This window comes from Providencia sp. PROV156, from assembly GCF_028480905.1.
GTDB classification, from domain to species: domain Bacteria; phylum Pseudomonadota; class Gammaproteobacteria; order Enterobacterales; family Enterobacteriaceae; genus Providencia; species Providencia hangzhouensis.
Map to the genome: position 1 here is coordinate 114379 of NZ_JAMPPE010000001.1, position 26092 is coordinate 140470.

The window sequence follows — 26092 nt, forward strand, 5'->3', positions numbered from 1 at the left end:
CATAGATAAAACACTCAACTTTCTTAGATTTTAAACTAATTAACCTAATTCTTTTTTGTGTTTTACATGGTGATTACTAATCACTATTTGACCATCTTCCTTGATGAAATCACTTGTAAGAGGTTGAGGCAAAATATCTAACACAACTTCAGAAGGCCGACACAACTTTACGCCTAACGGTGTGACGACAATTGGCCTATTAATCAATATTGGGTATTGCAACATAAAATCAATAATTTGGTCATCAGTATAGCTATCTTGTTCTAAATTTAATTGCTCATACGGCTCAACATTTTTTCGTAATAATGCCCTTACCGTAATTTTCATATCGGCAATAAGTTTTATTAACACATCTTTAGTTGGTGGCGTTTCTAGATAATAAATAATCGTCGGCTCAACCCCACTATTACGGATCATGGCTAGGGTATTGCGCGAAGTACCGCAATTGGGGTTATGGTAGATGGTAATCTCATTCATTGGGTTACCTTTAATTTAACAGTGAAAGTCGAAGCACTAACGCAACGAGTGTGATAATGAGTACAGGGATAGTCATGATAATCCCTGTTTTGAAATAATATCCCCATGTAATGGTCATGTTCTTTTGTGATAAAACATGCAGCCATAACAATGTCGCCAAACTCCCTATTGGCGTAATTTTAGGACCTAAATCTGCACCAATCACATTGGCGTAAATCATCGCTTGTTGAATTAACCCTGTCGCTTCACTCCCTTCAATGGATAGAGCCCCAATTAATACCGTGGGCATGTTATTCATTATGGATGATAAAAATGCCGTAATAAATCCAGTGCCTAGCGTTGCTACCCATAGTCCTTTATCAGCAAGATAATTGAGCGTTTCAGAAAGATAATCGGTTAGCCCTGCATTTCTTAAGCCATAAACAACCAAATACATACCTAGGGAAAAAATGACGATTTGCCACGGCGCACCACGTAATACTTTTTTGGTATTAATCGTATGGCCTCTGGCCGCAATCACCCAAAGAATTAAGGCGCCAATAGCGGCAATCGCACTAATCGGAATACCTAAAGGCTCTAAGACAAAAAAACCAACAAGTAATAACACTAATACAAGCCAGCCTGCTTTAAACGTCGTTATGTCTTTAATAGCTAAAGCAGGTGCACTCAATTTAGTGGCATCATATTGCTTAGGGATATCTTTACGGAAAAACCAATGCAACATCACGAGCGTTGCGATAATTGCTGCAATATCCACTGGCACCATAATCGATGCATATTCCGTAAATCCAATATTAAAGAAGTCCGCAGAAACGATATTCACGAGGTTCGAAACAATCAGCGGCAAGCTCGCTGTGTCTGCGATAAACCCGGCAGCCATAACAAATGCCAATGTCGTACCTTTGTTGAAACCAAGTGCCAATAACATCGCAATCACAATGGGTGTTAATATCAATGCTGCACCATCGTTGGCAAATAAAGCCGCCACCGTTGCACCAAGTAGCACGATATAACTGAATAGTAATCTTCCTTTACCCCCGCCCCACTTAGCAACATGTAATGCCGCCCATTCGAAGAAACCACTTTCATCTAAAAGTAGGCTAATAATAATTACTGCAACAAATGTCGCAGTGGCATTCCACACAATATTCCAAACTATCGGGATATCTTGAAAACTGATCACACCAAAGATCAGTGCCAATACAGCCCCGACTGTAGCACTCCAGCCAATACCCAGTCCTTTGGGCTGCCAAATAACAAAGGTGATCGTTAAAATAAAAATGAATGCGGCAATAAACATAACAACCTCATTTAAAAGGTGCTTTCGTGCACCTTTTACTCCTCTAAAATAAGCCTTATCGACTATATGTATTTAATACTTATTGAATCAACATATACGAATTTTCATATGCGTTTAGTTAAAAAATCACTACACTAAGAGCAATGATTATTTATCTCTTTTGCATTCAAACTTTGAAGTAAGCCTGACACTCTATTTTTCTCTGTAGCATAGGTGACATCAATAATGCTTTTTACCCATGGTAGTAATGCCGGAGATAAGCGATAGTGAACCCATTTGCCATGCTTTGAATCTAACAGAAGACCTGACTCTCTTAGCATTGCTAAGTGCCGAGATGTCTTTGGTTGCGATAGATTTAAAGCCGTATAAATATCACACACACACAGTTCACCAGCTGCTTTCAAAAGCAGCACGATATCGAGCCTTGTTTGGTCACCTAAAATTTTAAACAGTTGTAATGGTTCCATGTGTACCTCTTCAATCTTTTCTTTAAATTACACATAAATAATACATACGTCAAATCGCATATATTATTTATGAACTATTTTGATTTTTTGCACTAACTGACTGGCGCATGATGAACAGTCGCGTTTCCATGATAATCAATACATTTAAGAAACTGATATAGCTAGACGTCAGTTGAACGAAGAAGGGTTAAAGGCCTACAGGATTCAATATAAAACCATAACCAATTGATTATAAATACTTTAAATTCATTAAATTTCGTATTATGCCCCCTTTTTATTTTATGACTCAAAAATTAAGAGGTTTAAGCTTCTATTTTCCCAAAACCACCAACATTGCAAAAACATCATCAGTTAAAGCTTTTATTGCAGATAATGAAACTCCAACCAGCCCCCCTACTCGTGTTTTCCACAACTCCGTTTCAAACGGAACCGTAAAATTAACACTAGTGCGATTTCAAATGACGGCAGTGATTAACCAATCTTATTTAAACTTCATTTTCAGGCTTTAGCTTGAACATGATGGTAGTTGATTCAAGGTCACCATTAACTGATTGAGCAAACTCAGGGATTTCACCGCTAACCTGCCATCCTAGAGAACTATATAAGCTAACAGTTATTCCTTTGGTATTTGTATCTAATGTTAAAAGTGCCAATCCTGTTTCCCATGCTATTTGCTCAGCCGCTAGCATTAGTCTCCTTGCTAGCCCTTTGCGCCTGTAATCAGGTAACACCAATAACTTACAAATTTCCCCTCGATGTTTACCATTTGGTTTTATGCATAGCTCAAGCCCAACGACACCAACAATTTTATTGTCTACCTCTACTGAGATCAGCTTAAAATTACTTGTTGATAAAGAGTGATTAACACCAACCCAATAATTTCTCATATCCTCTATTTGAGCTTTTGCGTCAGTATACCCAACACTAGCCCCACCAAGGACGCATCTATACAATAAATTGGTCAGCTCATCTATTTTGTTATCGCTTATTTTGCCACTATAGCAACGTATAATCATATTTGCGCCTCAATAAGTGTGTCATTGCACAACAAGTTAGTAGATTAACTATGAATTAATTGAGCACACAAGTAACTAAAATTTTATAGATATATTTGAAATTGCCTCGGTAACTTCGGAGCAAATGATCTGGTCATCTTAAAGAGGGTCAGTTAAAGGTAGGTAGCTATCCGCGCTCCTGTTAGCTGATAACCATTAAACCACCCATAGTGCCTGTAGCGATTACATTGTTTTCTTTCTGACAGGTCATAAGCTCGTAGCTATATCTAAGTAACTAAAACTAAACAAGTGACGGTAACAATAAAATTGACACCTACATTAATGAGTATAATAATCATTTTCATATATGGGATTTATCTTAGGGAGCGAAATGGAAAAGAATAAAATTTATTTAATCTATAGCCGAAGCCCTACACTTGGAAGAACAGCGTTCCCATGGGTTATACAGTTGATAACTATGTTTCAACCCTACAAAATAAGATAAACAAAATTAACTTAGATTGGGAAGTTTACCCTGATAATACAGAGTCAGACATAGAAAAATTAATTTCTCAAAATGCAAAACTGCTCATTTACACTCCAGGTCTAAGGTTTCAATTTAACAGAACGGGATTTGATAAAAATAATATTATCTACCTTAGCTCAATGGAATACGCTAATAACGTAATCTCTCGTGCTTTAAAGAGAATTAATGAAATAGATAAAACACAATAAGATAGTTTGCAGTAGACCACATGCGGGATTATACCGCATGTAGATATAATCTATTGATAATGCTTAATTTTGTCACAAAACCAGAATAATGATAATTGGTCATCGTTTCAGTGACCAATGGCAATAGGCAGCAACACATTGTTTTTATTACTAACGATCACTGTGATCTCTTTAAACCTTAGCGTAACCTCACCGTTATTGGCTTAACCCTTGCTGTAATCTTGCCGATTATAATTGATATTTAACACTAAAAAATTATTGTAATTTCTATCGTCCTATTTCATATTCAAATAGAACTTAACTAAAATCAATGAGGCATTATGGACAAGGCATTAATTGTCATTGACGCACAAAATGACTATCTTTCTGATGGTCGGTTTCCCTTATGGAATATTGATACTACTTTGGAGCATATATCCAATAAAATTTCAGAGTATGAAAGAACTGGTGATATTGTGATTTTTATTCAACACTTATCACCACAAGGAGCCGTTTTTTTTGATGAAACAACAGATGGTTGTGAACTTATCTCTAAACTCACTAGCTTATCTCCAGGCCATTTGATTGTGACTAAAAAGCATGGTAATTCCTTTGATGAAACAAATCTCAATGACTTGCTTATAACCCATAATATTAACCATATCGAATTATGCGGGATGATGACTCAAAATTGCGTCCTATTTACTGCTATTTCTGAACAAGCAAAAAAATATAAATTATCAGTATTAGGTAACTGCTGTACAAGCGTCTCACCTGTAATTCATGCTGTAGCACTGAGGGGCTTATCTAGAATAACGAATGTTATTTAAATTACTATAAATACTCACCAAAGCTACGTACTCGTAGCTTTCTTTCTATTTTCTTTGCTGTAACTTATTGATATTTATTCAGAGGACCAAATTGTCCTGCAGGTATCGCAATACTTATCTGCATTGTGGTTACTTTTATCTCATGGGCATTATTAGAGTATTGCCAGCCAGTGACGAGCCACTAATTTCAGAGTCTCTTAATGCTAGATTAACTATTGAACAATATAATCAGCGGTCAATATCATTATATTTCCACCATGTCCGTTGCAATCAATCCTAACTACATGTTTTGGTGTCTGTGTTATTAATGTGTGCGCGTTTTCAAAATGAGTTATTGATGTCAATTTATGATCGATTGCGCCAGATGTATAAATAGCCTCTACTGATAGCTTACATAAATCATAGTTCATTTTTTCAGCATAAAGAAAATCCCAATCACCATAATTAGACCTTTTTCCATCTGCTACTAATGGGTCAATACCATTACTAGAATGTGCATAAAAACCAGAGCAGGCAATCATTAACAAGCTAGCAACTATGTATCCTTTCATCTCACCATCCCGTCAATTAGTTTCAGTCATGTTAGCTTAGCGGAAGTGCAAATTAAAGTTAATTAGTTGGAGGCACATAGCCTGGGAACATAGTCAAAGTGCAATGCGTTATTAGAAATATGATTACGACTAACACCGTCATCCCAACCCAAGGATTCCATGGTTTCATTGAAAATCTCCATTTTTCATTGATAAAACATCATCCTGGAATGTTGGCATTTGGAGCTATAGTCATAGTGCATTTTGCTATAGCGAATATAATAGAGAAATATATTAAGTACCCAAGCCAATTACGTATATCACCCCCTCCAGTTGTATAGAAAACAAATACTAGGATAGATACAGATTTCAGGCAATAACCAGCAATACCCCTAGCAAGTTGATGATAATAACGCTTGGTATGCAGGATTAAAAAGAGCAGGAATAGAAAACTTCCGCTTTCATGACTTGCGGCATACATGGGCTAGTTGGTTAATTCAGTCTGGCGTCCCGCTTTCAGTTCTACAAGAAATGGGCGGCTGGGAGTCGGTTGATATGGTGAGAAGATATGCTCATTTAGCACCTAATCATTTAACTGAACATGCGAAGCAAATAGACACGATTTTCGGTACTTGCGTCCCAAATACGTCCCAGTTAGCAAAAGTGGAGAATTTTAAATGATAGTAATTGATTGAAAATTAATGGTACGCCCTACAGGATTCGAACCTGTGACCTACGGCTTAGAAGGCCGTTGCTCTATCCAACTGAGCTAAGGGCGCATTGATAATGCAGGCAGCCTATCTGGCTGATGGCGTTGAATTATACGGTTGCTGAGCGCTGAGTCAATGGCTTTTCGCTACTAAAATAACTATATGCTCATTTTATGTAATAGTTTGAACTGACAAGGGCGCTAACTTCTGACAAAATAGAGCCATTACCGTGTCTCATATATGGATTAAGTTACAGATGTTAGCAAAAATTATTGATGGGAAAACGATTGCGCAGACAATTAGGCAGGAAGTTGCCCAAAAAGTACAATTACGTTTAGAACAGGGAAAACGTGCTCCCGGTCTTGCCGTTATTTTAGTCGGCGCTAACCCAGCTTCACAAATCTATGTCGGCAGCAAACGCCGCGCTTGTGAAGAAGTCGGTTTTATTTCACGCTCTTATGATTTACCAGATACAACGACAGAAGCTGAATTACTCAAGCTAATTGATGATTTAAACCAAGATGCTGAAATTGATGGAATTTTAGTTCAATTACCATTACCTGCGGGTATTGATAATGTCAAAGTCATTGAGCGCATTCATCCAGACAAAGACGTTGATGGTTTTCATCCCTATAATGTTGGTCGCTTGTGCCAACGTGCACCACGCCTTCGTCCATGCACTCCCAAAGGGATTGTTACTCTACTTGAGCGTTGCGGTATCAACACTTATGGTTTAAACGCCGTCATTATTGGCGCATCCAACATTGTTGGTCGTCCAATGAGCCTAGAGCTTCTGCTAGCAGGTTGCACCACAACAGTAACGCATCGCTTTACCAAAGATTTAGAACACCATGTTCGCCATGCTGATTTAGTTGTCGTCGCTGTGGGGAAACCCAATTTTATTCCTGGTGAATGGATTAAACCTGGAGCGATTGTGGTCGATGTCGGTATTAATCGTTTAGAGAGCGGCAAAGTCACGGGGGATGTCGATTTTGACGAAGCCGCGAAAAACGCCGCTTGGATAACCCCTGTTCCTGGTGGTGTTGGCCCAATGACTGTTGCAACTTTAATTCAAAACACCCTTCAGGCATGTGAAGAGTACCACGATATTTAATGTAATTTTGGAGTTATCATGGATATATTCAATTTAAATGGCCATCCACACGTCGAACTGTGTGATTTGCTAAAAATTGAAGGCTGGGCTGAAAGCGGTGCAATGGCAAAAGCCATGATTGCAGATGGCTTAGTTGAAGTTGATGGCGTGGTCGAAACACGCAAACGCTGTAAAATTGTAGCGGGTAAAATCGTTTCAATGGGCAGCGAAAAAATCAAAGTTGTAGAATAGTAGAATAGATACAATTAGGTAAGCTGAAAAATTTCAGCTTACCTCCTTTCTAGAATCAACAATGCACTCCCCCTCCCTTTTATTCAAAATATTCTGATTTATTACAAGACTGACAAAGCCATTTTGAAGTTCTAGGCGAATTTTTTCTTTAAATCATTTTTACTGTATTAAGTATTTAAGCAATCAAATATATTGAAAAATTAATTTATTGTTTTATATAAATAAAAAGCTTCAGCAACCACTTCAGCTTTAACTTAAAACAGATAAAAAACGCGAAAATCCCCCCTTATAAAAATTTAACTTAGATCTCATTTTTTGTATTTCACACCTTAACTGCATAGACAAGACTAAACGATTCAGCTAATCTTGTTAACGATAACATGATTAACAAATAATCAGGTCCGCTTGCAAGTCTTCTGGCTGATCCGTCTATGAATAATAATCAGGAGAAATTATGTTTAACTTACCAATAAGTGATATCCACCTTGCAGCTGCTGCATCTGATAAAAAAAATGCAATAGAACAAGTCGCTAAAGCATTAGAAAATGCTGGCTATGCAAAAAGCGGTTATGCGCAAGGGATGCTTAACCGAGAAACCCAAGCTCCTACCTTTTTAGGAAATGGCATCGCTATCCCACACGGGACAACAGAGACACGAGACCAAGTGTTGAAAACAGGTTTTGCTGTTTTCCAATTCCCTGATGGTATTGATTGGGGTGATAACCAAACTGCTTATATTGTTATTGGCATTGCCGCTCAATCAAACGAACATCTCGAATTACTTCGTCAATTAACCCATATAATCAGTGATGAACACACAGCGGATGCAATGGCCAAAGCAAACACCCCTGAAGCCTTAAAACAACTTCTAATGGGTGAACGCCAAACTCAACCGGTGAAACTTGATGACTCTATGGTCACGGTTAATGCCAGTGTTGATAATATAAACACATTAAAAATACAGAATATTATTAACCTACAAAACGCCCAAGCTGTTAGCACCGACTTCATTACCCAAGTTCTCACTCAAACACCTTCATATTTAGGCCAAGGTATTTGGTTAAGTGATAGCCCTATTGGAAATATTCAGAATGCAATTGCAATAGCGACCGTAAAAAAACCATTTAACTTTCAAGATAACCCAGTCAATGCCCTGATCACCCTTTCTTATGCCAACTATCAAATAGAGTCTTTTTTAATAAAAATTAATGGCTTATTGAAAAATAAAGAAGTAAATCTAATTTCCGATGATGGTAACGTTAACAGCCTAATTGGTTTATTGCGCAGTGAAAACTCACACGAAGAAAACGGATCATCGGATACGAGTACATCTGGAATCACTCAGGACTTCACCATTCTTAATCCACATGGGTTACATACGCGCCCTAGCACCCAGTTAGTTACCACCATTAAGCAATTCGAAAGCACGATTACCGTCAGTAATCTTGATGGTACTGCAACTCCCGTAAATGGCCGTAGCTTAATGAAAATTGTTAGTTTAGGCGCTAAATGTGGGCACCGTTTACGAATTCACGCAGAAGGCATAGATGCACAAGAAGCCATCGTTAGCATCGGTGAGGCAATTAATTCAGGTCTTGGAGAAGAAATCGCATGAGCAGAAGAGTCGCCACTATCACTTTAAACCCCGCCTATGATTTGGTTGGGCTTTTGCCCGATATACATCGAGGTGATGTGAATTTAGTCAAAACGGCTGGGCTTCATGCCGCTGGAAAAGGCATAAATGTGGCCAAAGTACTTAAAAATTTAGGAATTGATGTCACTGTTGGTGGTTTTTTGGGCAAAGAAAACCAAGATGGTTTTCAAAAAGTTTTCAGCGAAACAGGAATTGCTAACCGCTTTCAAGTTGTTGAAGGCCGCACCCGTATCAATGTGAAACTGACAGAGCACACCGGCGAAGTTACCGATTTTAACTTCTCAGGCTTCAGTGTCACTAAAGCGGACTGGCAACGTTTCGTCACCGACTCACTTAGCTGGGCAGGTCAGTTTGATATGATTTGCGTCAGTGGGAGCTTGCCTCAAGGAGTTGATTTAAAAGACTTTACTCAATGGATGTTACGCCTTAGAGAACAGTGCATGTGTGTCATTTTTGATAGTAGCCGCGAAGCCTTTGTCGCTGGGCTCAAAGCTTCTCCTTGGTTAGTAAAACCTAATCATCGTGAACTTGAAATTTGGGCAGGCAAACCGCTCCCAACTCATCAAGATATCGTTGATGCTGCGAATCAACTTCGCCAACAAGGTATTGCGCATGTAGTAGTTTCTTTAGGCGAAAAAGGCGCTATGTGGGTCAATTCATCAGGTGCTTGGTTTGCTAAACCACCTGAATGTGACGTTATTAGTACCGTTGGCGCAGGGGATTCAATGGTTGGTGGATTAATTTATGGGTTAATGATGAGGCAAACAAGTGAGCACACACTACGCTTGGCTACCGCTATCTCCGCGCTCGCAGTCTCTCAACCCAATGTCGGTATCACTGACCGAGCGCAACTTGCACATATGATGACAAAGGTTGACTTACAACCGTTTACGGCTGAATGAGGATGAAAAACATGAAAATATTAATCGCTCCAAGCCACCAGCAAGGCCCTGCTATTTGCTGGCTAGCCATCGATGCTTTAAAGAATGTATCTGCCTTACAAAATATCACTTTCACTGAACAACTTACTGATGCAGATATTGTGATTTGTTTTGATACCGAGTTACCTGAAAATTTTAATTGTGCAGATAAAAAAATCTATTTCGGTCACCCCGATATCGCTGTTAGGCAACCTGCTGAATTCCTAACATCAGCAATTAACGAAGCCACACTTTGTGAGCAACACATCAGTGAGCCACAGCACACGAAATCGTACTCTGTATTAGCCGTTACAGCGTGCCCTACAGGGGTTGCGCACACCTATATGTCTGCAGAAGCACTTGAAGCTGAAGCAAAAAAACGCGGCTGGAATATCAAAGTTGAAACCCGTGGTTCTGTCGGGGTTGGGAATGAAATTACGCCAGAAGAAATTGCACAAGCTGACTTAGTCATTGTCGCAGCTGATATCGAAGTCAATGTGGATAAGTTTACGGGGAAACCCATGTACCGCACCTCCACCAGTGCCGCATTGAAGAAAACAGCACAAGAAATGGATAGAGCAGTAAAAGAAGCGAATATATTCACACCACAAAATGGAAAAAATTCATCACAATCAAGCCAATCCAACGAAAAACGCGGAGTATATAAACACTTACTTACCGGGGTATCATATATGCTCCCCATGGTTGTCGCTGGGGGATTATGTACTGCGCTTTCATTTGCATTTGGCTTAGATGCATCCAATGTAGAAGGATCACTGGCTTGGGCGCTTAGCCTCATTGGCGGGCAAACTGCCCTTGCCTTAATGGTCCCCGTGTTATCCGGTTATATCGCCTATTCCATTGCCGACAGAACGGGTTTAACCCCAGGTTTAGTCGGTGGGGTACTTGCAACCACTTTAGGCGCCGGTTTCTTAGGCGGGATCATTTCCGGTTTCCTTGCGGGTTATAGTGCTCACTTTATTAGCACCCGATTAAAATTGCCACAAACTATGGAAGCGTTAAAACCAATTTTAATCGTGCCACTCATTTCCACTTTATTTACGGGTTTAGCCATGATCTATGTTATTGGTCACCCTGTAGCGTGGTTAATGGATTGGCTAACTAACTGGCTAAATACCATGGGGACGACTAATGCGGTGATCTTAGGCGCAATTTTAGGGGCGATGATGTGTACGGATATGGGAGGCCCTGTCAATAAAGCGGCATATGCCTTTGGTGTCGGTCTATTAAGTTCACAAACCTATGCACCAATGGCGGCAATTATGGCAGCGGGGATGGTGCCACCGCTGGCAATGGGTGTTGCAACACTATTAGCACGACATAAATTTGTACCTGCTGAACGCGAAGCAGGTAAAGCCTCTTTTGTTCTAGGCTTATGTTTTATTTCAGAAGGTGCAATCCCATTTGCCGCCAAAGACCCGATTCGTGTTCTTCCTGTTTGCATTATTGGTGGCGCGATAACTGGGGCGCTATCCATGTACTTTGGTATTCAGCTAATGGCGCCTCACGGTGGTTTATTTGTGCTGTTAATACCCGGAGCTATTAATCATGTATTGATGTATTTATTCGCGATAGTAGCTGGCACGGTGGTTTCTGGTGTGCTTTATGCCATTGTCAAAAAAACAACGCCCAAAGAGGCTCAACAAGAAATGGCGAGTATCGCTTAATCACACAACTTTAAGTTCCATTCCTAGTCCCTGTTGGTAGTCTTACTTCCCCCTTAACTGGGGGATTTTTTATCCATTTAATCACGTCCCTATGAGGTTTGCCGCATATTCATCATTAAAATGAAGTAGAGAAACACCGTTATGAGATTGATATAACTCTGATTTTGCTCTAATCTTAGCTTTTTCATCCCCGACTTTATCCGCGTAATTGGATAACTCATACCAATCATTTTTTTCAATTACCATTTCAGACCAGTTTGTGGCATGTACAACTCTCATAGAAACTGATTTTCCATTTTTAGCAATACATACTGTACGGTTATCAATATCAAGATAACCCAATTTATTTTCAGATAAAGCACAAGGAAAAGAGGAAACTATATATTCGCCATATTGCTTAATTTTGGGATGGCTAAAATATCGAGGAACATTATTCTCCAAAAAACTATTATCTGACGCTAAGACAAGTAAAACATCTGGTGCATTAGTGAGTAATTCATCGAAATGTTTTGTTAGATGCGCTATATTCACTGGCGTTTTTTCAACAACAGTATTCGCATTTATGGTTCCCTGAGAACGTATTTCCCCAATCTCAAATTTTTTGACCATATTCCTAGAACTTGGTTTTACTCGGGTTTCTACATTCACTGTTTTATCTGTATTTTTAATTACTCTAATTAATGTGCTAAACCAATTATATAAACGATTTTTTAATTTATGCGTATTACTAGGCCTCTTAACATTAGTGCTATTTACTAATCTAATAGTGTCATATACTTTATTTCCTCTTTTACTATCTTGCACTCGAAAAAAATTAAAGTTCACGCTAATTGTATTAACCTCTTTAGACATAATCCCCCCTATATTATTGTTGTTAATTTAAACTATGCTTCATTAACGACGATTATTTTATAAGTGAATAATCATGTCTTTCAAATTTAGCCATCCAAATAAAAGCGGCTAGATATCTATATCTAACCGCTTAAATATTTATAACTTTTTTAACTCAATTAGCATTCGAAATATGACTCTTATTAATACGCTAAATAGTTCGTGTTGTGGCTAGGCGCCGAACGCGGATAACTTGGGGAGCATACAAAAGTATGTGACCCAAGTAGCCAAGTGATGGCAACACCGCCACAGCGCGAAATATGACGCGTATTATTTGCGACGCCACGTAGTGCCAGAAGCACCATCTTCAAGCACAATCCCCATGGCAGTAAGTTCATCACGAGCCGCATCCGCTTGCGCCCAATCTTTATTCTTACGTGCATCTAGACGTTGTTGAATTAATGCCTCAATTTTTGCCACTTCCGCATCATCTTCAGTTTGTGCGCCGCCTTTTAAAAAGACTTCTGGGTCTTGTTCTAGTAAACCCAGCACGCTTGCTAACTCACGCAATTGTGCAGCCATACCATTTGCTGCTGACATATCTTCTGATTTCAGGCGGTTAACTTCACGAACCATATCAAATAATACCGAATAGGCTTCAGGTGTATTAAAGTCATCATTCATCGCTTCAATGAAACGTGCTTTAAATTCATCACCACCAGCAGGTACGGCTGACTTATCTGTACCACGTAATGCAGTGTACATACGCTCAAGTGCTGAACGTGCCTGCTTCAAATTTTCTTCTGTGTAGTTTAATTGGCTGCGGTAATGGCCTGATAACAGAAAATAACGCACTGTTTCTGCATCGTAATACTCAAGTACGTCACGAATAGTAAAGAAGTTATTGAGAGATTTAGACATTTTCTCTCTGTCTACCATGACCATACCGGAGTGCATCCAGTAGTTCACGTAAGGGCCATCATGAGCACAGGTAGATTGAGCAATTTCATTTTCATGGTGTGGGAACATTAAATCAGAGCCGCCACCATGAATATCAAAATGGTTGCCTAACGTTTTGCTGTTCATTGCCGAACATTCAATGTGCCAGCCTGGGCGGCCTAAACCCCATGGGGATTCCCAACTTGGTTCGCCTTCTTTAGACATTTTCCACAAGACGAAATCCATTGGATTACGTTTTACATCAGCGACCTCGACGCGAGCACCTGCTTGCAACTGCTCTAAATCTTGGCGAGATAACAGACCATAATTTGGGTCGGTTTTGACTTCAAACATCACATCGCCATTCGCAGCGACATAAGCATGACCACGCTCTATCAAGCTTTGGGTTAATTCAATAATTTCACCAATATGACGCGTTGCTCGTGGTTCGCTATCAGGGCGTAAAATATTTAAGGCATCAAAATCTTTGTGCATTTCAGCCAACATACGCGTTGTTAGCGCTTCGACGCTTTCATTATTTTCTGCTGCACGTTTGATGATTTTATCGTCAATATCGGTGACGTTGCGTACATAATTTAAGTCGTAACCCAAATAACGTAAATAGCGGCTAATTGCATCAAATGCCACAAATGTACGGCCGTGGCCGATATGACACAAGTCGTAGATAGTGATGCCACACACATACATCCCAATCTTCCCTGCGTGGATGGGCTTAAACTCTTCTTTTTGACGACTTAGTGTATTAAAAATTTGTAGCATCTGAACTTTTCCATTTATTTGAAAAATGATTATCGATTTCTACCGATAAAATATCATGTTATTGAACCCCGATCACCTTAAGAATGCAAGGGTTTACCCGCTTCCTTTTCAGTTTATTGATTAGGTTTAATACACATCTATTATGCTATAAACGGCCGACTAAGCTTCCTTCCGCTTCAAGTCAGGTTTTATCTGTGATATAAACGTGCTGATCTCAACGCTTTCGCAAGTTAGCGCACAAAAAACAATTATTCAGGATAGCTATTATGGTTACATTTCATACCAATCACGGTGACATTGTTATCAAAACGTTTGACGATAAAGCACCCGTTACAGTCGAAAACTTTTTAACTTATTGCCGTGAAGGTTTTTACAATAATACCATTTTCCATCGTGTTATTAATGGTTTCATGATCCAAGGCGGTGGTTTTGAGCCAGGAATGGAACAAAAAAACACTAAAGCGCCTATTAAAAACGAAGCAAACAACGGTTTAAAAAATACCCGTGGTACTTTGGCAATGGCTCGTACTAACGACCCTCATTCAGCAACAGCACAATTCTTTATCAACGTTGTTGACAACGACTTCTTGAACTTCCGTTCAGAGCGTCCAGATGGCTGGGGCTACTGTGTATTTGCTGAAGTCGTTGAAGGCATGGATGTTGTTGACAAAATCAAAGGTGTTTCAACTGGCCGCAGCGGGTTCCACCAAGACGTTCCACGCGAAGACGTCATCATTGAAAAAGTGACTGTCAGCGAGTAAACCTGAACGCATGTCCACTTACATCATTGCAGATTTGCATTTGAGTGAAGATGAACCGGCGATCACCGCCGGTTTTATTAATTTTATTCAACAGCAAGCCATCCATGCCGAAAGCCTATATATTCTCGGTGATTTTTTTAATTATTGGGTGGGCGATGATGATAACAATCCGCTACATCAACAAGTGGCCAACGAACTCAAACAACTCACTGACCGTGGAATTCCCTGCTATTTCATTCATGGAAATCGGGATTTTTTAATCGGTCAACGCTATGCGAAACAGTGTGGCATGACCATACTCCCGCAGGAAACATTGCTCGAACTTTACGGCAAGCGCATTTTAATTCTGCATGGTGATACATTATGCATTGACGATGCTGCCTATCAAAATTACCGTAAAAAAGTTCATACCCCTTGGGTTCAACGGCTGTTTTTGTTACTCCCTCTTTTTGTGCGTCGCCGTATCGCGCAAAAAATGCGCCAAAATAGCCAGTATGCAAGCAGCATGAAAGCCGAGTCGATTATGGACGTCAATTCACAAGCCGTTATTGATGCATTACAAAGGCACCAAGCGCAATGGATGATCCATGGTCATACTCACCGCCCTGCTATTCATGAAGTAAATATTGGAGGCAAGTTGCATTATCGGGGTGTATTAGGTGCTTGGCACTATGAAGGTTCCGCCTTTGTAATAAACGAGCAAGGTATTGAACTGATTTTCTTTCCTTTCGAGTAATTTTGCCTAACGAACCATTTTTAATATATCGCCACAACTGTTTGCTCACTTATTAATCACGCAAACGTTTTCCTTGCTGCTTTACCATGATATGATCGAGACAATTCAATTTCCCACCTCAGGGTGATGTTTTTTTCAATACAGGAAAGCACCAAATGACTGCCCAAGTTCCTGCTCAATCTGCGGCAAAAATTGCCATTGTTATGGGTTCGAAAAGTGATTGGACGACAATGCAGCACGCAGCTGATGTATTAACTGAACTCCAAATCCCTTTTCACGTCGAAATCGTCTCTGCACATCGCACCCCGGATAAATTATTTTCCTTTGCTGAAAATGCGAAAAAAAATGGGTTTGATGTGATTATTGCAGGTGCTGGTGGTGCTGCTCACTTACCAGGAATGATCGCCGCTAAAACATTAGTCCCTGTTTTTGGTGTTCCTGTACAAAGCGCTGCATTAAGTGGTGTTGACAGCCTATATTCTATCGTGCAAATGCCTAAAGGTATCCCTGTAGGCACACTAGCCATCGGCAAAGCAGGTGCCGCAAATGCAGCACTTTTAGCCGCTCAAGTATTAGCAATAAGTGATACTGCTATTTTCAACCGCCTCTCAGCGTGGCGAGAAGCCCAAACCAATGATGTGCTAAACAACCCAGACCCGAGGGAAGCATAATGAAACCCGTTTGTGTGCTTGGTAATGGCCAACTCGGCCGCATGCTGCGTCAAGCGGGTGAGCCATTAGGCATTGCTGTTTTTCCTGTAGGGCTTGATGCAGAACCTGAAGCGGTTCCTTATCAGCAAAGCGTCATCACCGCTGAAATTGAACGTTGGCCAGAAACCCCGCTAACAAAAGAATTAGCTCGCCATAATGCATTTATTAACCGTGATATTTTTCCACGTTTAGCCGATAGGTTTCCACAAAAAAGCTTATTTGATAGCTTACAACTTTCTACTGCACCTTGGGCATTATTAGAATCCCCTGAACAATGGCCTGAGCTGTTTGCCACACTCGGTGAGTTTCTCATTGTAAAACGCAGAACTGGTGGCTATGACGGGCGAGGTCAATGGCGTGTTCGCCCTGGTGATGAAAAAGACCTGCCTGCTGAAATTTATGGTGAATGCATCGTTGAACAAGGTATCCCTTTTGACGCGGAAGTGTCTGTCATTGGTGCCCGAAATGCAGCGGGGGAATCCGTTTTTTACCCGATCACCCATAATTTACACCAAGAAGGCATTTTGCGTACCAGTGTGGCCTTCCCTAAGTCAACTAATCCGCAACAAGAACAAGCTCAAGCTATGCTCAGCGCAGTGATGGATGAACTTGGTTATATCGGTGTGATGGCAATGGAATGCTTTGTCGTGGGCAATAACTTGCTGATTAACGAAATTGCGCCTCGAGTACATAATAGCGGCCATTGGACACAAAATGGCGCATCCATTAGCCAGTTTGAGTTACATCTACGTGCTATTTTAAACCTGCCAATGCCATCTCCAGAGGTATATAGCCCTGCCGTGATGGTCAATTTAATCGGTACTGATGTAAATATAGACTGGCTGAGCTTACCCCTCGTTCACCTTCACTGGTATGAAAAAGAGGTACGCCCTGCCCGAAAAGTGGGTCATTTGAACCTTTCCCATCGTGATTGCCACCAATTATCTGCCACACTGGCGGCTTTGATCCCTCTTTTGCCAAATGAGTACAAAAGTGGCATTGAGTGGGCAAATGCAAAATTAGACTGGTACTCTCATCAATAAATAGGGAAAATAGCCCGATTCGATGCCCGAAACTATTTTCGGGCATTATGCTATTTTCGCCGTCATCCAGAAAACAAATATCCTGATTTAAGGTGTGCGGCATTACTGGAGTCAATATGTCCTCGCAGACTTTTAGTCCGTTTTATCAGTGGTGCATTCTTATTCTGTTAGGGCTGGTTTATTTTTTAGCCACCGCGACAACCTTTACCTCTCTTGGCGTGGTTTTACCTGAGATGATTAGTGAGCTCAAATGGAGCTGGAGTGAGGCTGGTTTTGGTTTTACGCTACTGGGTTTAACTTGCGGGCTAGCGAGTTTTCTCCCGTCTCTGTTAATCCGCAAAGTGGGTGTACGAGCCACTTTATTGCTAGGCACCAGTGTCTTTGTTGCTGGCTTTTATAGCCTTTATTCCACACAAGCCATCAGCACCTATTTTTTAGGTACTGCATTGATTGGTATTGGTTTCACCTTACTCGCCACGGTTCCGGGGACTTATGTACTTTCGCGGCTATTTGAAAAACAATCCCTTGCCTTTGGGTTATATTTCACCATCGGGGGCTTGGGGGGTGTTGCAGGCCCTTGGATTTACTTTTACGCATCAAACCAATTAGGCTCATGGCGTATGCATTGGGTTCTATGTGCCGTTTATCTTAGCATTGTCACGTTAATCACAATTTTTATGCTACGAGAAGGTAAAAAAGAGCAAGAGCACGCAAAAAAGGTGATGCAAAAACAAGTTAGTGACGCAAGTAAACCTATTTATCGCACTGCAGAAGTATGGACGGTCGGCAGAGCACTACGTACATGGCAGTTCTACTTGATTGCTGCAACTTATACCTCGTTTTTATGGTGTGGTATCACCGTTAACAGTTTTGCTGTCGCCCATATTGAAGAGCGCGGCTTTGGCATGACAGTGGCGGTTTCGTTATTAAGCACAATGGCATTTGTGAATGCATTCTCAAGGTTTATTGGTGGAGCCGCAGGCGAATGGTTAGAACCGAAGAAACTATTAATCGGTAGCCTAATTATCATGGTATTAGGTGTCATTTTCCTCAGTATTGCCACCTCATGGCTTTGGCTTATTTTATTTGTGTTATGCGTTGGTATTGGCTACGGCATGACCTTTTTGGCATCCAGTGTTTTACTGTCAAATTATTTCGGCCGAGGCCCATACTTAGAACTATTCTCTGTCGTAAATTTAATTTCAACGGTTGCCTGCTTAGCGCCTTTTATTGCGGGTGCAATAAAAGATTTCACAGGAAGTTTCACCCCTGCTTTTTTGGTTATCGCGGCTCCCGTTGTGGTTATTTTATTCCTTACTTTGATGATGAAGCCCCCTGCTCTCAATCACAAATAAAAAATCCCGAGTGATTAGCTCGGGAAAATTAAAACCAAAGGGAAAACAAGCTTAAGACCAGATATTGGATCAAAACATACTGCTTATTTGCGCCACCGAAAAAATTAAATGGTGGCGCAAAATCAATTACGGTTTTAACAACTCAGGGACGTTTAATAAGATAAACTCATTATCATCCGCTTTATTTGGCTCACGGCTAGATGAAAACGGATAGTTATTGTCATTACCAACAATAATGTGTTCACTATCAACCACATCCACGTTTTCAATAGTGAAGAATGGGAAAGTAAACACTCCGTCATTAAGCGGTTTTCTTGCCATATTGTTCGGGTCTTTGATATTCATTAAATCAATATAAGCCTGCTTATCTACTGGTTTGCCTATATTGTTATCTGAAAATTCAATACGATAAACACGCTTGAATTTAGCTAAATTACTAAAGCAATTTTCAGTATTACTGCTTCCCGCCGTGCAGGCTTTATCTGCTGTACCTTCACCATTATCACGCTCAATGATTAGGCCGTGGGTATCATCGATTAAGTTAAAGTCACCAATGGCATTCTGATTGTCTTCAAAGACATACAACCAGCTTCTGCCTGTCCAATTTTGTTTTTTCACATCAAACTCAAGAATACGTGCTGCGCGTTTGCCATCAACATGTTCATAATCTTGTTTGTCATCAAGCCAAATCGCCCCTTCTAGCATTGGGTAGAGCTTAGAACCGTCTGGCGATGACGCCATACCCTCAAAACCTTTTGAACGGTTGACTTGGAAATTCACTTTATCTGCGGGTTTACCCGGTGTTGTGATTTGGTAGTGATCAGGAGAAACGACTTTCTTTCCATCTACTTGTGTCTCAAATAAAGCTAATACTTTGCCATCCAAATCCATTTTGATTAGGTAAGGGCCGAACTCATCGCCAACCCATAGAGCACCACCCACAAATTGAAAACTTTCAGGGTCAAAATCACTGCCTGTTAAATAGCGTTCTTTTGTGCTCTCATTTGTAATATGAAAAGGGATAATTTTATCGGGGTCATGGAAGAAAACCGTTTTTAATGGCGTTGTATTACCTGATTGAAAATCAATATCATATTGAGTGACATACAACATCGAATCAGGAGAATTGGCTTTGTTGCCGAATCCATTATCAGTTAAAACCCAGTAAGTGCCATCCGCCATGCGTTTAATACCCGAGTGCCCTTGACGTGGCTGACCTTTAATTGGAATGTACATTCCTGTTGGGCGATCCGCGGACTTACCTTCCACTTTCCCCAAACTATCAACACGAACGCCAGTGGTAAATTTACCGCTCATTTGCATGTCTGAAGGTGCACCTTCGGGGGAAGAAACCGTTGAATTAACAGGAAGAATGGAGTGACCCGCTAACGTTGCTGGCACTTCTTGTTGTGCAAACCCGGTGATGCTAAATGAAATTAAACCAGCCAATAAAGATAACGAGCCCAGTTTACGTTTAATCGAATGGTTATTCTGCATTGTTATGTTTCCATTTTAAGGCTATCAATAATTGATGGCGGAATCATAACGTCGATGAATGAAGCTTTTATGAAGGATTGGAGACAGTTATTTTACTGAAAAACAGGTTGTTTTTATAATGTTCAAAAATAGTGGTATTAAGGTGTTTCCCTAATACCACCATGTTCTAAATAACTCGAGTTGCATGTAGATCGACCTATCTGAGCGCAGTCAATGCCCATGCAACTCGAAGTATGACGAGTATTTAACTATTAGGTAAACGACGGTGCTGACTACCTGTCCCTAATAAACGCAGTCCTAACCAACTACCACAAATAGACAATAGAATTGCCGCGCACAAAGGCAATAATACCCACATACGCCATTCTGGCTGCCAAGGGAAGTCAAACACTTTACTTTGCAACAACCATAATGCAATTTCTGCCCCAAATGCCGCCGCAAGCCCTGCCATTAAGCCAAGTAATGCAAATTCGCTCCATAATGTTCTACGCATTAACTTTTTGCTGGCGCCTAACGTTCGGTATACCACAAGCTCCCGCTCTCGCTGGCTCATTCCCACTTGAATTTGTGCCAACAGCAGTAACAAGCCACAGAAAATAACCAACACCACCATCACTTCTAAGGCTTGGCTCACTTGCTGAAGAATTTGCTGAATTTGGGTGATAATTGCACCAGTATCGAGCACATTAATGGTCGGGTAATGGCGGCTAAGTTGCGTTAATAGCTGCCCATCACCGTCATAGTGGAAGCTGCTCAGCCAAGTAGCCGGCATTTGAGAAAGACTTTCTTCAGAGAAAATAAAATAGAAGTTCGGTCGCAGGCTTTCCCAATCAACCGTACGAATACTACTGACTGTTGCACTAAAGACCTGAGCCCCAGCGTTAAATGTAAGTTTATCGCCTAATTTCAACCCGAGTTCTTTAACGACCGTTTGTTCAATTGAGACTTCTCCCGCTTTCGGTGGCCATGTCCCTTCATCAACCACATTGGCTGGCGCTAAATCAGATTGCCAAGTTAAGCTCAATTCACGTCGTACCGTATTATTATTTGGATCACGTTGATCCGCCCACTCAATCGCTGACTGGTCATTAATATCAGTTAAACGCGCTAACACCACAGGGTTGAACTCTGTAGGTTTCACGTCAAACTCAGCTAATAGCTTGGTAACAGGCTCAAGCTGTGACTGGTTCATATTAATCAAGAAATAATTCGGGCTATCTGCGGGTAATTGCTGCTGCCAACGGTCAAGCAAATCACCACGCACTAAAATCAGCAGCGCCAATAACATAAATGACAACGAAAAAGCACTCATTTGCGTGATGGTTTGCAACGGCTGGCGCAATAGACGGCTAACAGATAAACGCAAGCTTAATTGACGGAACTTAATATGGCGTAGCCCCCATAAGCCTACCCAACCAATCAGCGCAAGTAGAACGGCAACCACGACAATACCCGCCAAAATTGACCACAGCAGAGGGTTAACGCCAGCAAACACAAATAAGCCGCCAACCACAATTAAAATAACAATCGGCAGATAGTAATATAGCGGCCAAACGGGTGATTTGGCATCTTCACGTAATACTCTAGAAGGCTGAGTTGCCATCAGTTGGTAATAGGGACGGCTGCCAACAATAATCGCAATAATAAATAATGTACCAATCGCCCAAACCCAAGGCATCAAACTCGCAGGCGGCAATTCCTTCGGCAACATAGCCCCTAAGATTTGCATTAAAATGCCTTCAAAAGCCAAACCTAATAATGAGCCGAGTAAAGCCGCGGCAATTAAAATGACTAACCACTGCCCAATAATCCATTGACGCAACGCGCTACGCCCTGCGCCTAGGGTTTTTAATACCGCAATTAATTGATGGCGGCTACGACAATAATGCGTCATTGAAACCACGACCGCAGCAATGGCTAGCAGCAGGGTTAATAAAACTGACAACAATAAAAACTGTTGGGCACGTTGGAAGGTTTTCCCCACTGCACCGTTATTTTCGCTTAACGTAAACCAACGCTGATCATTTCGTAGGTCTTGCTCATATTTTTGTTGAAATGCATCAATAAGTTGGCGATCGCCGGCAAACATGTCGCGATAAGTTAACCGGCTGCCCAATTGAATTGCCCCTGTTAATGGTGCATCTTCAATTGCTATCAATACTCTTGGAGCAATCTGGAACGGGTTAAAACCGCTGTCGGGCTCTTGAATTAATTTACCCGAGACTTTTAGCGTCGCATCCCCAATATCAATGTTATCCCCTACATTGAGGTTCAATAATTCTAATAACCGCGGAGCGACTAATATTTCCCCTTTTGTCGGGGTTAACCCAGCAGGCTCTGTGATAAGCTCACCATATAATGGATATGCCTTATCCGCTGCTTTCACTAACACCAGTTGTGGCCGAGCATCTTCATCTTCTGTCGCATAAGCCATAGTAGAAAATGATATTTGTTGGCTTAACGTTAAACCCTCTTTTTGGGCCTCTTGTAACCATGCAGGGTCGCTTGGATGAGAAGATCGTAACACTAAGTCACCCGCTAATAGCTCACGGCTTTGGTAACTCATGCTATTTTCAATACGATCGCTAATTCGCCCTAAAGCCAGTACACAAGCAACAGCAAGGGTGAGTGCAAGCCAAACAATCAGTAACGAGGGGGTTTTCCATTCACGCCAAAACCAACGCCAAATCATGCTTCTTCCCTCAACTGCCCATCGACCAAGCGCAAACGGCGTTGGCAACGCGCAGCCAGCTCGTTATCGTGAGTCACTAAAATAAGGGTCGTTCCGTGCTGTTTATTCATATCAAACAGTAAATCTGCAATTTTATCCCCGGTGTGGCGATCGAGATTCCCCGTTGGTTCATCAGCAAATAAAATCTGTGGACGGCCATTAAAGGCACGAGCAAGTGCAACACGCTGTTGCTCACCCCCTGACAACTGTGGTGGCATATGTTTTAGGCGATCTTTTAAGCCTAAATCCGTCAGTAAACTCGCCGCGTGTTGGTAGCTTTCAGACTCAGATTCACCACGTAACAAAGAAGGAAGTTGCACATTTTCAATAGCATTTAAGGTTGGGATCAACATAAAGGATTGGAACACAAAACCAACACTTTGTGCCCGTAAGCGTGCCCGCTGCTCTTCGTCCATTTTAGTGAGGTCTTGACCTAATAAATTAACCGTTCCACTGGAGCCGTCATCCAACCCCGCAATAATCCCTAGCAAGGTTGATTTCCCCGAACCTGACTCCCCAATTAAAGCAATTGTTTGCCCGGACTCGACAATTAGCTCAACACCTTGCAATATAGTCAGTTCATGTTCACCTTGACCAACACGTTTAATGAGATGATGAACTTCAAGAATATTATTCGCCGACATATATTGGTATTTCTCCTGTTACTGACTGCAAGTGGGCACGCACTTGCGTCAACTAAGCTATTAATCTTAGGTGATAGCCTAAGTGCAGGCTACCGTTTACCGGCTGAGCAGGCTTGGGCCTCCTTGCTTGCCGAACGTTGGCAGAAACTTTCCCCACCCGTTGCTATTGTTAACGGTAGTATTAGTGGGAATACCTCTGCACAGGGGTTAGAACGCCTTTCCGTTTTACTCGAACAAAACAAACCTAACTGGGTATTGATCGAATTAGGTGCAAATGATGGCTTACAAGGTCTCCCAGTTGAGCAACTCGAAGCTAATTTACAACAGATTATCGAGCAAATCGTGCAATCCGGTGCGAAACCGCTCTTAATGCAAATTCGCATTCCACCTAACTATGGAAAACGTTATACGACAAGTTTCGAAAAAGTCTATCCGAAATTGGCGCAAAGTAATCAAATCCCATTACTGCCGTTTTATATGGAAACCGTGATAACTAAGCCTGAATGGATACAACAAGATGGTATTCACCCTACCGTTGAAGCCCAGCCATCCATTGCTGATTTTATGGAAAAACAGCTTTTCGAACATATTTTACCGTCTAGCAAATAAAACAGACGTTAAACAAGGGTACTAAAACGCTCTTTTATACCCGAAATAGATTCAGTTGCATGAAACCAAGGTAAAGTTATGCAAACATCGGCACGAAACAAAAAATCAGTCCTGGTCACAGGAGCATCAAGCGGTATTGGCTTTTGTGCTGCACAGACACTTCGGCAGCGTGGCTACCATGTTATTGTTGCCTGCCGTAAAGAAAGCGATATTTTACGCCTAAAAGAGCTAGGTTATGACACTGTCTCCCTTGACCTCGATAATAAGGATAGCATAGAAACCGCGGCTCAAACGGTGTTAACACTCTGTAATCACCGCCTTTTCGGATTATTCAACAACGCTGGTTTTGGGGTGTATGGCCCATTAAATAGCGTCAGCCGCGAACAACTTGAAGCCCAGTTTTCCACTAACTTTTTTGGTGTTCACCAGTTAACGTTTTTGCTATTACCTGCAATGCTAGCGCACCATGAAGGGCGAATTATCCAAACTAGTTCAGTGATGGGGGTTATTTCAACTCCCGGACGTGGCGCTTATGCTGCCAGCAAATACGCACTGGAAGCCTGGTCCGATGCACTACGCTTAGAATTGGCAGGAACAGGGGTGAAAATGAGTTTGATTGAACCGGGCCCGATTCATACGGCTTTTACTCAAAATGTTGAACAAACACAAAAAGATAAACCCGTTAAAAACCCAGGTATTGCTTCACGTTTCACCTTAACACCAGAACATGTGGTAGAAAAACTGATCCATGCGTTAGAAAGCCCGCGCCCAAAAGTACGCTATTCTGTCACGTTATTAACCGTCGCAGTGCGTATCTTAAAACGTATTTTACCTGACAAAATAATGGATAAAATACTGGCAAATCAGGGGAAAAAAGCTTGAAAAAAGCAAAATCAGCCCCACTTTATTACTATTGCTCACAAATTCTATTGATAACAAATTCAAAAGAGACTTCTTATGTTTGCTAACGCTCAGATAATTGATATTAACGAAACCAACCTACACCAAGTCATTGAACAATCAATGAACTTACCTGTCATGTTTTACTTTTGGTCACCGCGTAGCCCTCATTGCCAAGATTTCGGTACCATGTTGGAAAAAATTGCCAACGACTACGCAGGGTCATTTATTTTAGCTAAAGTTAATTGTGATGAAGAACAAATGATCGCAAGCCAGTTTGGCTTAAAAGCGATCCCTACTGTGTATGTATTACAAAATGGCCGCCCTGTTGATGGCTTTGAAGGACCACAACCAGAAGAGGTGGTGTTGGAAATTTTATCTCGTGTGCTGCCAAGCCCAGAAGAAATGAAAGCAGCACAAGCTGCTGAATTAATTGCAGAAGGTAAAACACAAGAAGCGCTGCCATTGTTAAAAGAAGCCCATCAGTTGAACCCCAAAAATAGCGACATCACGTTATTATTGGCAGAAACACAAATCGGTTTAAATCTCGTTGATGACGCACAAGCTACTTTAGAAGCTATCCCATTACAGGATAAAGACAGTCGTTACCAAGGTTTAATCGCACAAATTGAATTATTGAAGCAAGCTGCGGACACCCCTGAAATTCAGCAATTACAAGATGAATTCAATCAAGATCCACAAAATACAACGTTAGCGGTTCAATTAGCCCTAAAACTGCATGAGGTGAACCGCAACGAAGAAGCGCTGGAAATGTTATTCGGCTTTTTACGTACCGACTTGGGTGCGGGTGACGGCGCAGTAAGAAAAACCATGATGGATATTATGTCGGCAATGGGAACCGGTGATGCAATTGCCAGTAAATACCGTCGCCAAGTATATTCATTACTTTACTAATTAAGGGTTAA

At 41.2% G+C, this 26092-nt stretch carries 25 protein-coding genes, 1 tRNA gene and 1 pseudogene; 16 read left to right on the forward strand and 11 right to left on the reverse strand.

Features of this window, described 5'->3' with window-relative positions; all coding sequences use genetic code 11:
* Positions 1-39: 39 nt before the first annotated feature.
* From arsC to PSF31_RS00505, 4 genes are all read right to left on the reverse strand, one after another.
* A complete protein-coding gene (gene arsC, locus PSF31_RS00490) occupies positions 40-477 on the reverse strand; it encodes a glutaredoxin-dependent arsenate reductase (protein WP_096863247.1) in 438 nt (145 codons plus the stop codon).
* Between the two features lie 10 nt (positions 478-487).
* A complete protein-coding gene (locus PSF31_RS00495; RefSeq protein WP_004262431.1) occupies positions 488-1777 on the reverse strand; it encodes an arsenic transporter in 1290 nt (429 codons plus the stop codon).
* Between the two features lie 134 nt (positions 1778-1911).
* Positions 1912-2244, reverse strand: a complete 333-nt coding sequence (locus tag PSF31_RS00500) for a metalloregulator ArsR/SmtB family transcription factor (RefSeq protein ID WP_004262433.1) — start codon at positions 2242-2244, stop codon at positions 1912-1914.
* 485 nt (positions 2245-2729) lie between these two features.
* Positions 2730-3260 (reverse strand): GNAT family N-acetyltransferase, encoded by a 531-nt coding sequence (locus PSF31_RS00505; protein ID WP_096863249.1) that lies wholly within the window; start codon positions 3258-3260, stop codon positions 2730-2732.
* 435 nt (positions 3261-3695) lie between these two features.
* Between PSF31_RS00505 and PSF31_RS00510 the strand changes: the two genes are divergently transcribed.
* Entirely contained in the window at positions 3696-3974 is a 279-nt protein-coding gene (locus PSF31_RS00510; RefSeq protein WP_004262440.1) for a hypothetical protein, read from the forward strand.
* A 320-nt stretch (positions 3975-4294) separates the two neighbouring features.
* Positions 4295-4783: an isochorismatase family protein gene (locus PSF31_RS00515; RefSeq protein WP_004262441.1), complete on the forward strand. Its 489-nt coding sequence runs from the start codon at positions 4295-4297 to the stop codon at positions 4781-4783.
* Between the two features lie 212 nt (positions 4784-4995).
* Here the strand turns inward: PSF31_RS00515 and PSF31_RS00520 are convergent, their stop codons facing one another.
* Positions 4996-5334 carry a hypothetical protein gene (locus PSF31_RS00520; protein WP_004262443.1) on the reverse strand — a complete coding sequence of 113 codons (339 nt, stop codon included), beginning with the start codon at positions 5332-5334 and terminating at the stop codon, positions 4996-4998.
* 375 nt (positions 5335-5709) lie between these two features.
* On the opposite strand from PSF31_RS00520, the pseudogene PSF31_RS00525 reads away from it, so the two are divergent.
* Positions 5710-5994 (forward strand): annotated as a pseudogene (locus tag PSF31_RS00525) (site-specific integrase); the annotation flags it as partial.
* A gap of 21 nt (positions 5995-6015) precedes the next feature.
* Here PSF31_RS00525 and PSF31_RS00530 read toward each other — a convergent pair.
* Positions 6016-6092 (reverse strand) — tRNA-Arg (locus PSF31_RS00530).
* A 187-nt stretch (positions 6093-6279) separates the two neighbouring features.
* On the opposite strand from PSF31_RS00530, the gene folD reads away from it, so the two are divergent.
* The 5 genes from folD (at position 6280) to fruA (ending at position 11630) form a co-directional block, all read left to right on the forward strand.
* A complete protein-coding gene (gene folD, locus PSF31_RS00535; RefSeq protein WP_096863250.1) occupies positions 6280-7137 on the forward strand; it encodes a bifunctional methylenetetrahydrofolate dehydrogenase/methenyltetrahydrofolate cyclohydrolase FolD in 858 nt (285 codons plus the stop codon).
* A gap of 18 nt (positions 7138-7155) precedes the next feature.
* A complete protein-coding gene (gene ybcJ, locus PSF31_RS00540; RefSeq protein WP_004260239.1) occupies positions 7156-7368 on the forward strand; it encodes a ribosome-associated protein YbcJ in 213 nt (70 codons plus the stop codon).
* Positions 7369-7822: 454 nt separating this feature from the next.
* Entirely contained in the window at positions 7823-8983 is a 1161-nt protein-coding gene (gene fruB / locus PSF31_RS00545) for a fused PTS fructose transporter subunit IIA/HPr protein (protein WP_096863251.1), read from the forward strand.
* Positions 8980-9924: a 1-phosphofructokinase gene (gene fruK / locus PSF31_RS00550; RefSeq protein ID WP_096863252.1), complete on the forward strand. Its 945-nt coding sequence runs from the start codon at positions 8980-8982 to the stop codon at positions 9922-9924. Before fruB ends, fruK begins: the two co-directional genes overlap by 4 nt.
* Before the next feature lie 11 nt (positions 9925-9935).
* On the forward strand, positions 9936-11630 hold the full coding sequence (fruA, locus tag PSF31_RS00555) for a PTS fructose transporter subunit IIBC (RefSeq protein ID WP_096863253.1): 1695 nt from the start codon (positions 9936-9938) through the stop codon (positions 11628-11630).
* An 81-nt stretch (positions 11631-11711) separates the two neighbouring features.
* Here the strand turns inward: fruA and PSF31_RS00560 are convergent, their stop codons facing one another.
* A complete protein-coding gene (locus PSF31_RS00560; RefSeq protein ID WP_096863254.1) occupies positions 11712-12482 on the reverse strand; it encodes a hypothetical protein in 771 nt (256 codons plus the stop codon).
* 309 nt (positions 12483-12791) lie between these two features.
* Entirely contained in the window at positions 12792-14180 is a 1389-nt protein-coding gene (gene cysS / locus PSF31_RS00565) for a cysteine--tRNA ligase (RefSeq protein ID WP_094960986.1), read from the reverse strand.
* Positions 14181-14446: 266 nt separating this feature from the next.
* On the opposite strand from cysS, the gene ppiB reads away from it, so the two are divergent.
* The 5 genes from ppiB (at position 14447) to PSF31_RS00590 (ending at position 18785) form a co-directional block, all read left to right on the forward strand.
* On the forward strand, positions 14447-14941 hold the full coding sequence (gene ppiB / locus PSF31_RS00570; protein ID WP_004260260.1) for a peptidylprolyl isomerase B: 495 nt from the start codon (positions 14447-14449) through the stop codon (positions 14939-14941).
* Between the two features lie 10 nt (positions 14942-14951).
* Positions 14952-15677: a UDP-2,3-diacylglucosamine diphosphatase gene (gene lpxH / locus PSF31_RS00575; RefSeq protein ID WP_004260263.1), complete on the forward strand. Its 726-nt coding sequence runs from the start codon at positions 14952-14954 to the stop codon at positions 15675-15677.
* 155 nt (positions 15678-15832) lie between these two features.
* Positions 15833-16348, forward strand: coding sequence for a 5-(carboxyamino)imidazole ribonucleotide mutase (gene purE / locus PSF31_RS00580; protein WP_094960984.1), 516 nt, complete (start codon positions 15833-15835; stop codon positions 16346-16348).
* Positions 16348-17430, forward strand: a complete 1083-nt coding sequence (gene purK, locus PSF31_RS00585; protein ID WP_004260270.1) for a 5-(carboxyamino)imidazole ribonucleotide synthase — start codon at positions 16348-16350, stop codon at positions 17428-17430. The genes purE and purK overlap by 1 nt, the downstream gene beginning before the upstream one ends.
* Positions 17431-17546: 116 nt before the next feature.
* Positions 17547-18785 carry an MFS transporter gene (locus PSF31_RS00590; protein ID WP_094960983.1) on the forward strand — a complete coding sequence of 413 codons (1239 nt, stop codon included), beginning with the start codon at positions 17547-17549 and terminating at the stop codon, positions 18783-18785.
* Positions 18786-18911: 126 nt separating this feature from the next.
* Here PSF31_RS00590 and PSF31_RS00595 read toward each other — a convergent pair whose 3' ends face one another.
* The 3 genes from PSF31_RS00595 to ybbA form a co-directional block, all read right to left on the reverse strand.
* Entirely contained in the window at positions 18912-20282 is a 1371-nt protein-coding gene (locus PSF31_RS00595) for an esterase-like activity of phytase family protein (RefSeq protein ID WP_096863255.1), read from the reverse strand.
* A gap of 244 nt (positions 20283-20526) precedes the next feature.
* Positions 20527-22974: a putative ABC transporter permease subunit YbbP gene (gene ybbP, locus PSF31_RS00600; protein WP_096863256.1), complete on the reverse strand. Its 2448-nt coding sequence runs from the start codon at positions 22972-22974 to the stop codon at positions 20527-20529.
* Positions 22971-23657: a putative ABC transporter ATP-binding protein YbbA gene (gene ybbA / locus PSF31_RS00605; RefSeq protein WP_004260298.1), complete on the reverse strand. Its 687-nt coding sequence runs from the start codon at positions 23655-23657 to the stop codon at positions 22971-22973. The genes ybbP and ybbA overlap by 4 nt, the downstream gene beginning before the upstream one ends.
* On the opposite strand from ybbA, the gene tesA reads away from it, so the two are divergent.
* The 3 genes from tesA to PSF31_RS00620 all read left to right on the forward strand — a co-directional run bounded on the left by tesA (position 23625) and on the right by PSF31_RS00620 (position 26081).
* Positions 23625-24266, forward strand: a complete 642-nt coding sequence (gene tesA / locus PSF31_RS00610) for a multifunctional acyl-CoA thioesterase I/protease I/lysophospholipase L1 (protein WP_094960980.1) — start codon at positions 23625-23627, stop codon at positions 24264-24266. The two genes, ybbA and tesA, sit on opposite strands and share 33 nt — an antisense overlap.
* A gap of 78 nt (positions 24267-24344) precedes the next feature.
* On the forward strand, positions 24345-25148 hold the full coding sequence (locus PSF31_RS00615) for an SDR family oxidoreductase (RefSeq protein ID WP_096863257.1): 804 nt from the start codon (positions 24345-24347) through the stop codon (positions 25146-25148).
* A 75-nt stretch (positions 25149-25223) separates the two neighbouring features.
* Positions 25224-26081 (forward strand): co-chaperone YbbN, encoded by an 858-nt coding sequence (locus PSF31_RS00620; protein WP_096863258.1) that lies wholly within the window; start codon positions 25224-25226, stop codon positions 26079-26081.
* Positions 26082-26092: the final 11 nt, after the last annotated feature.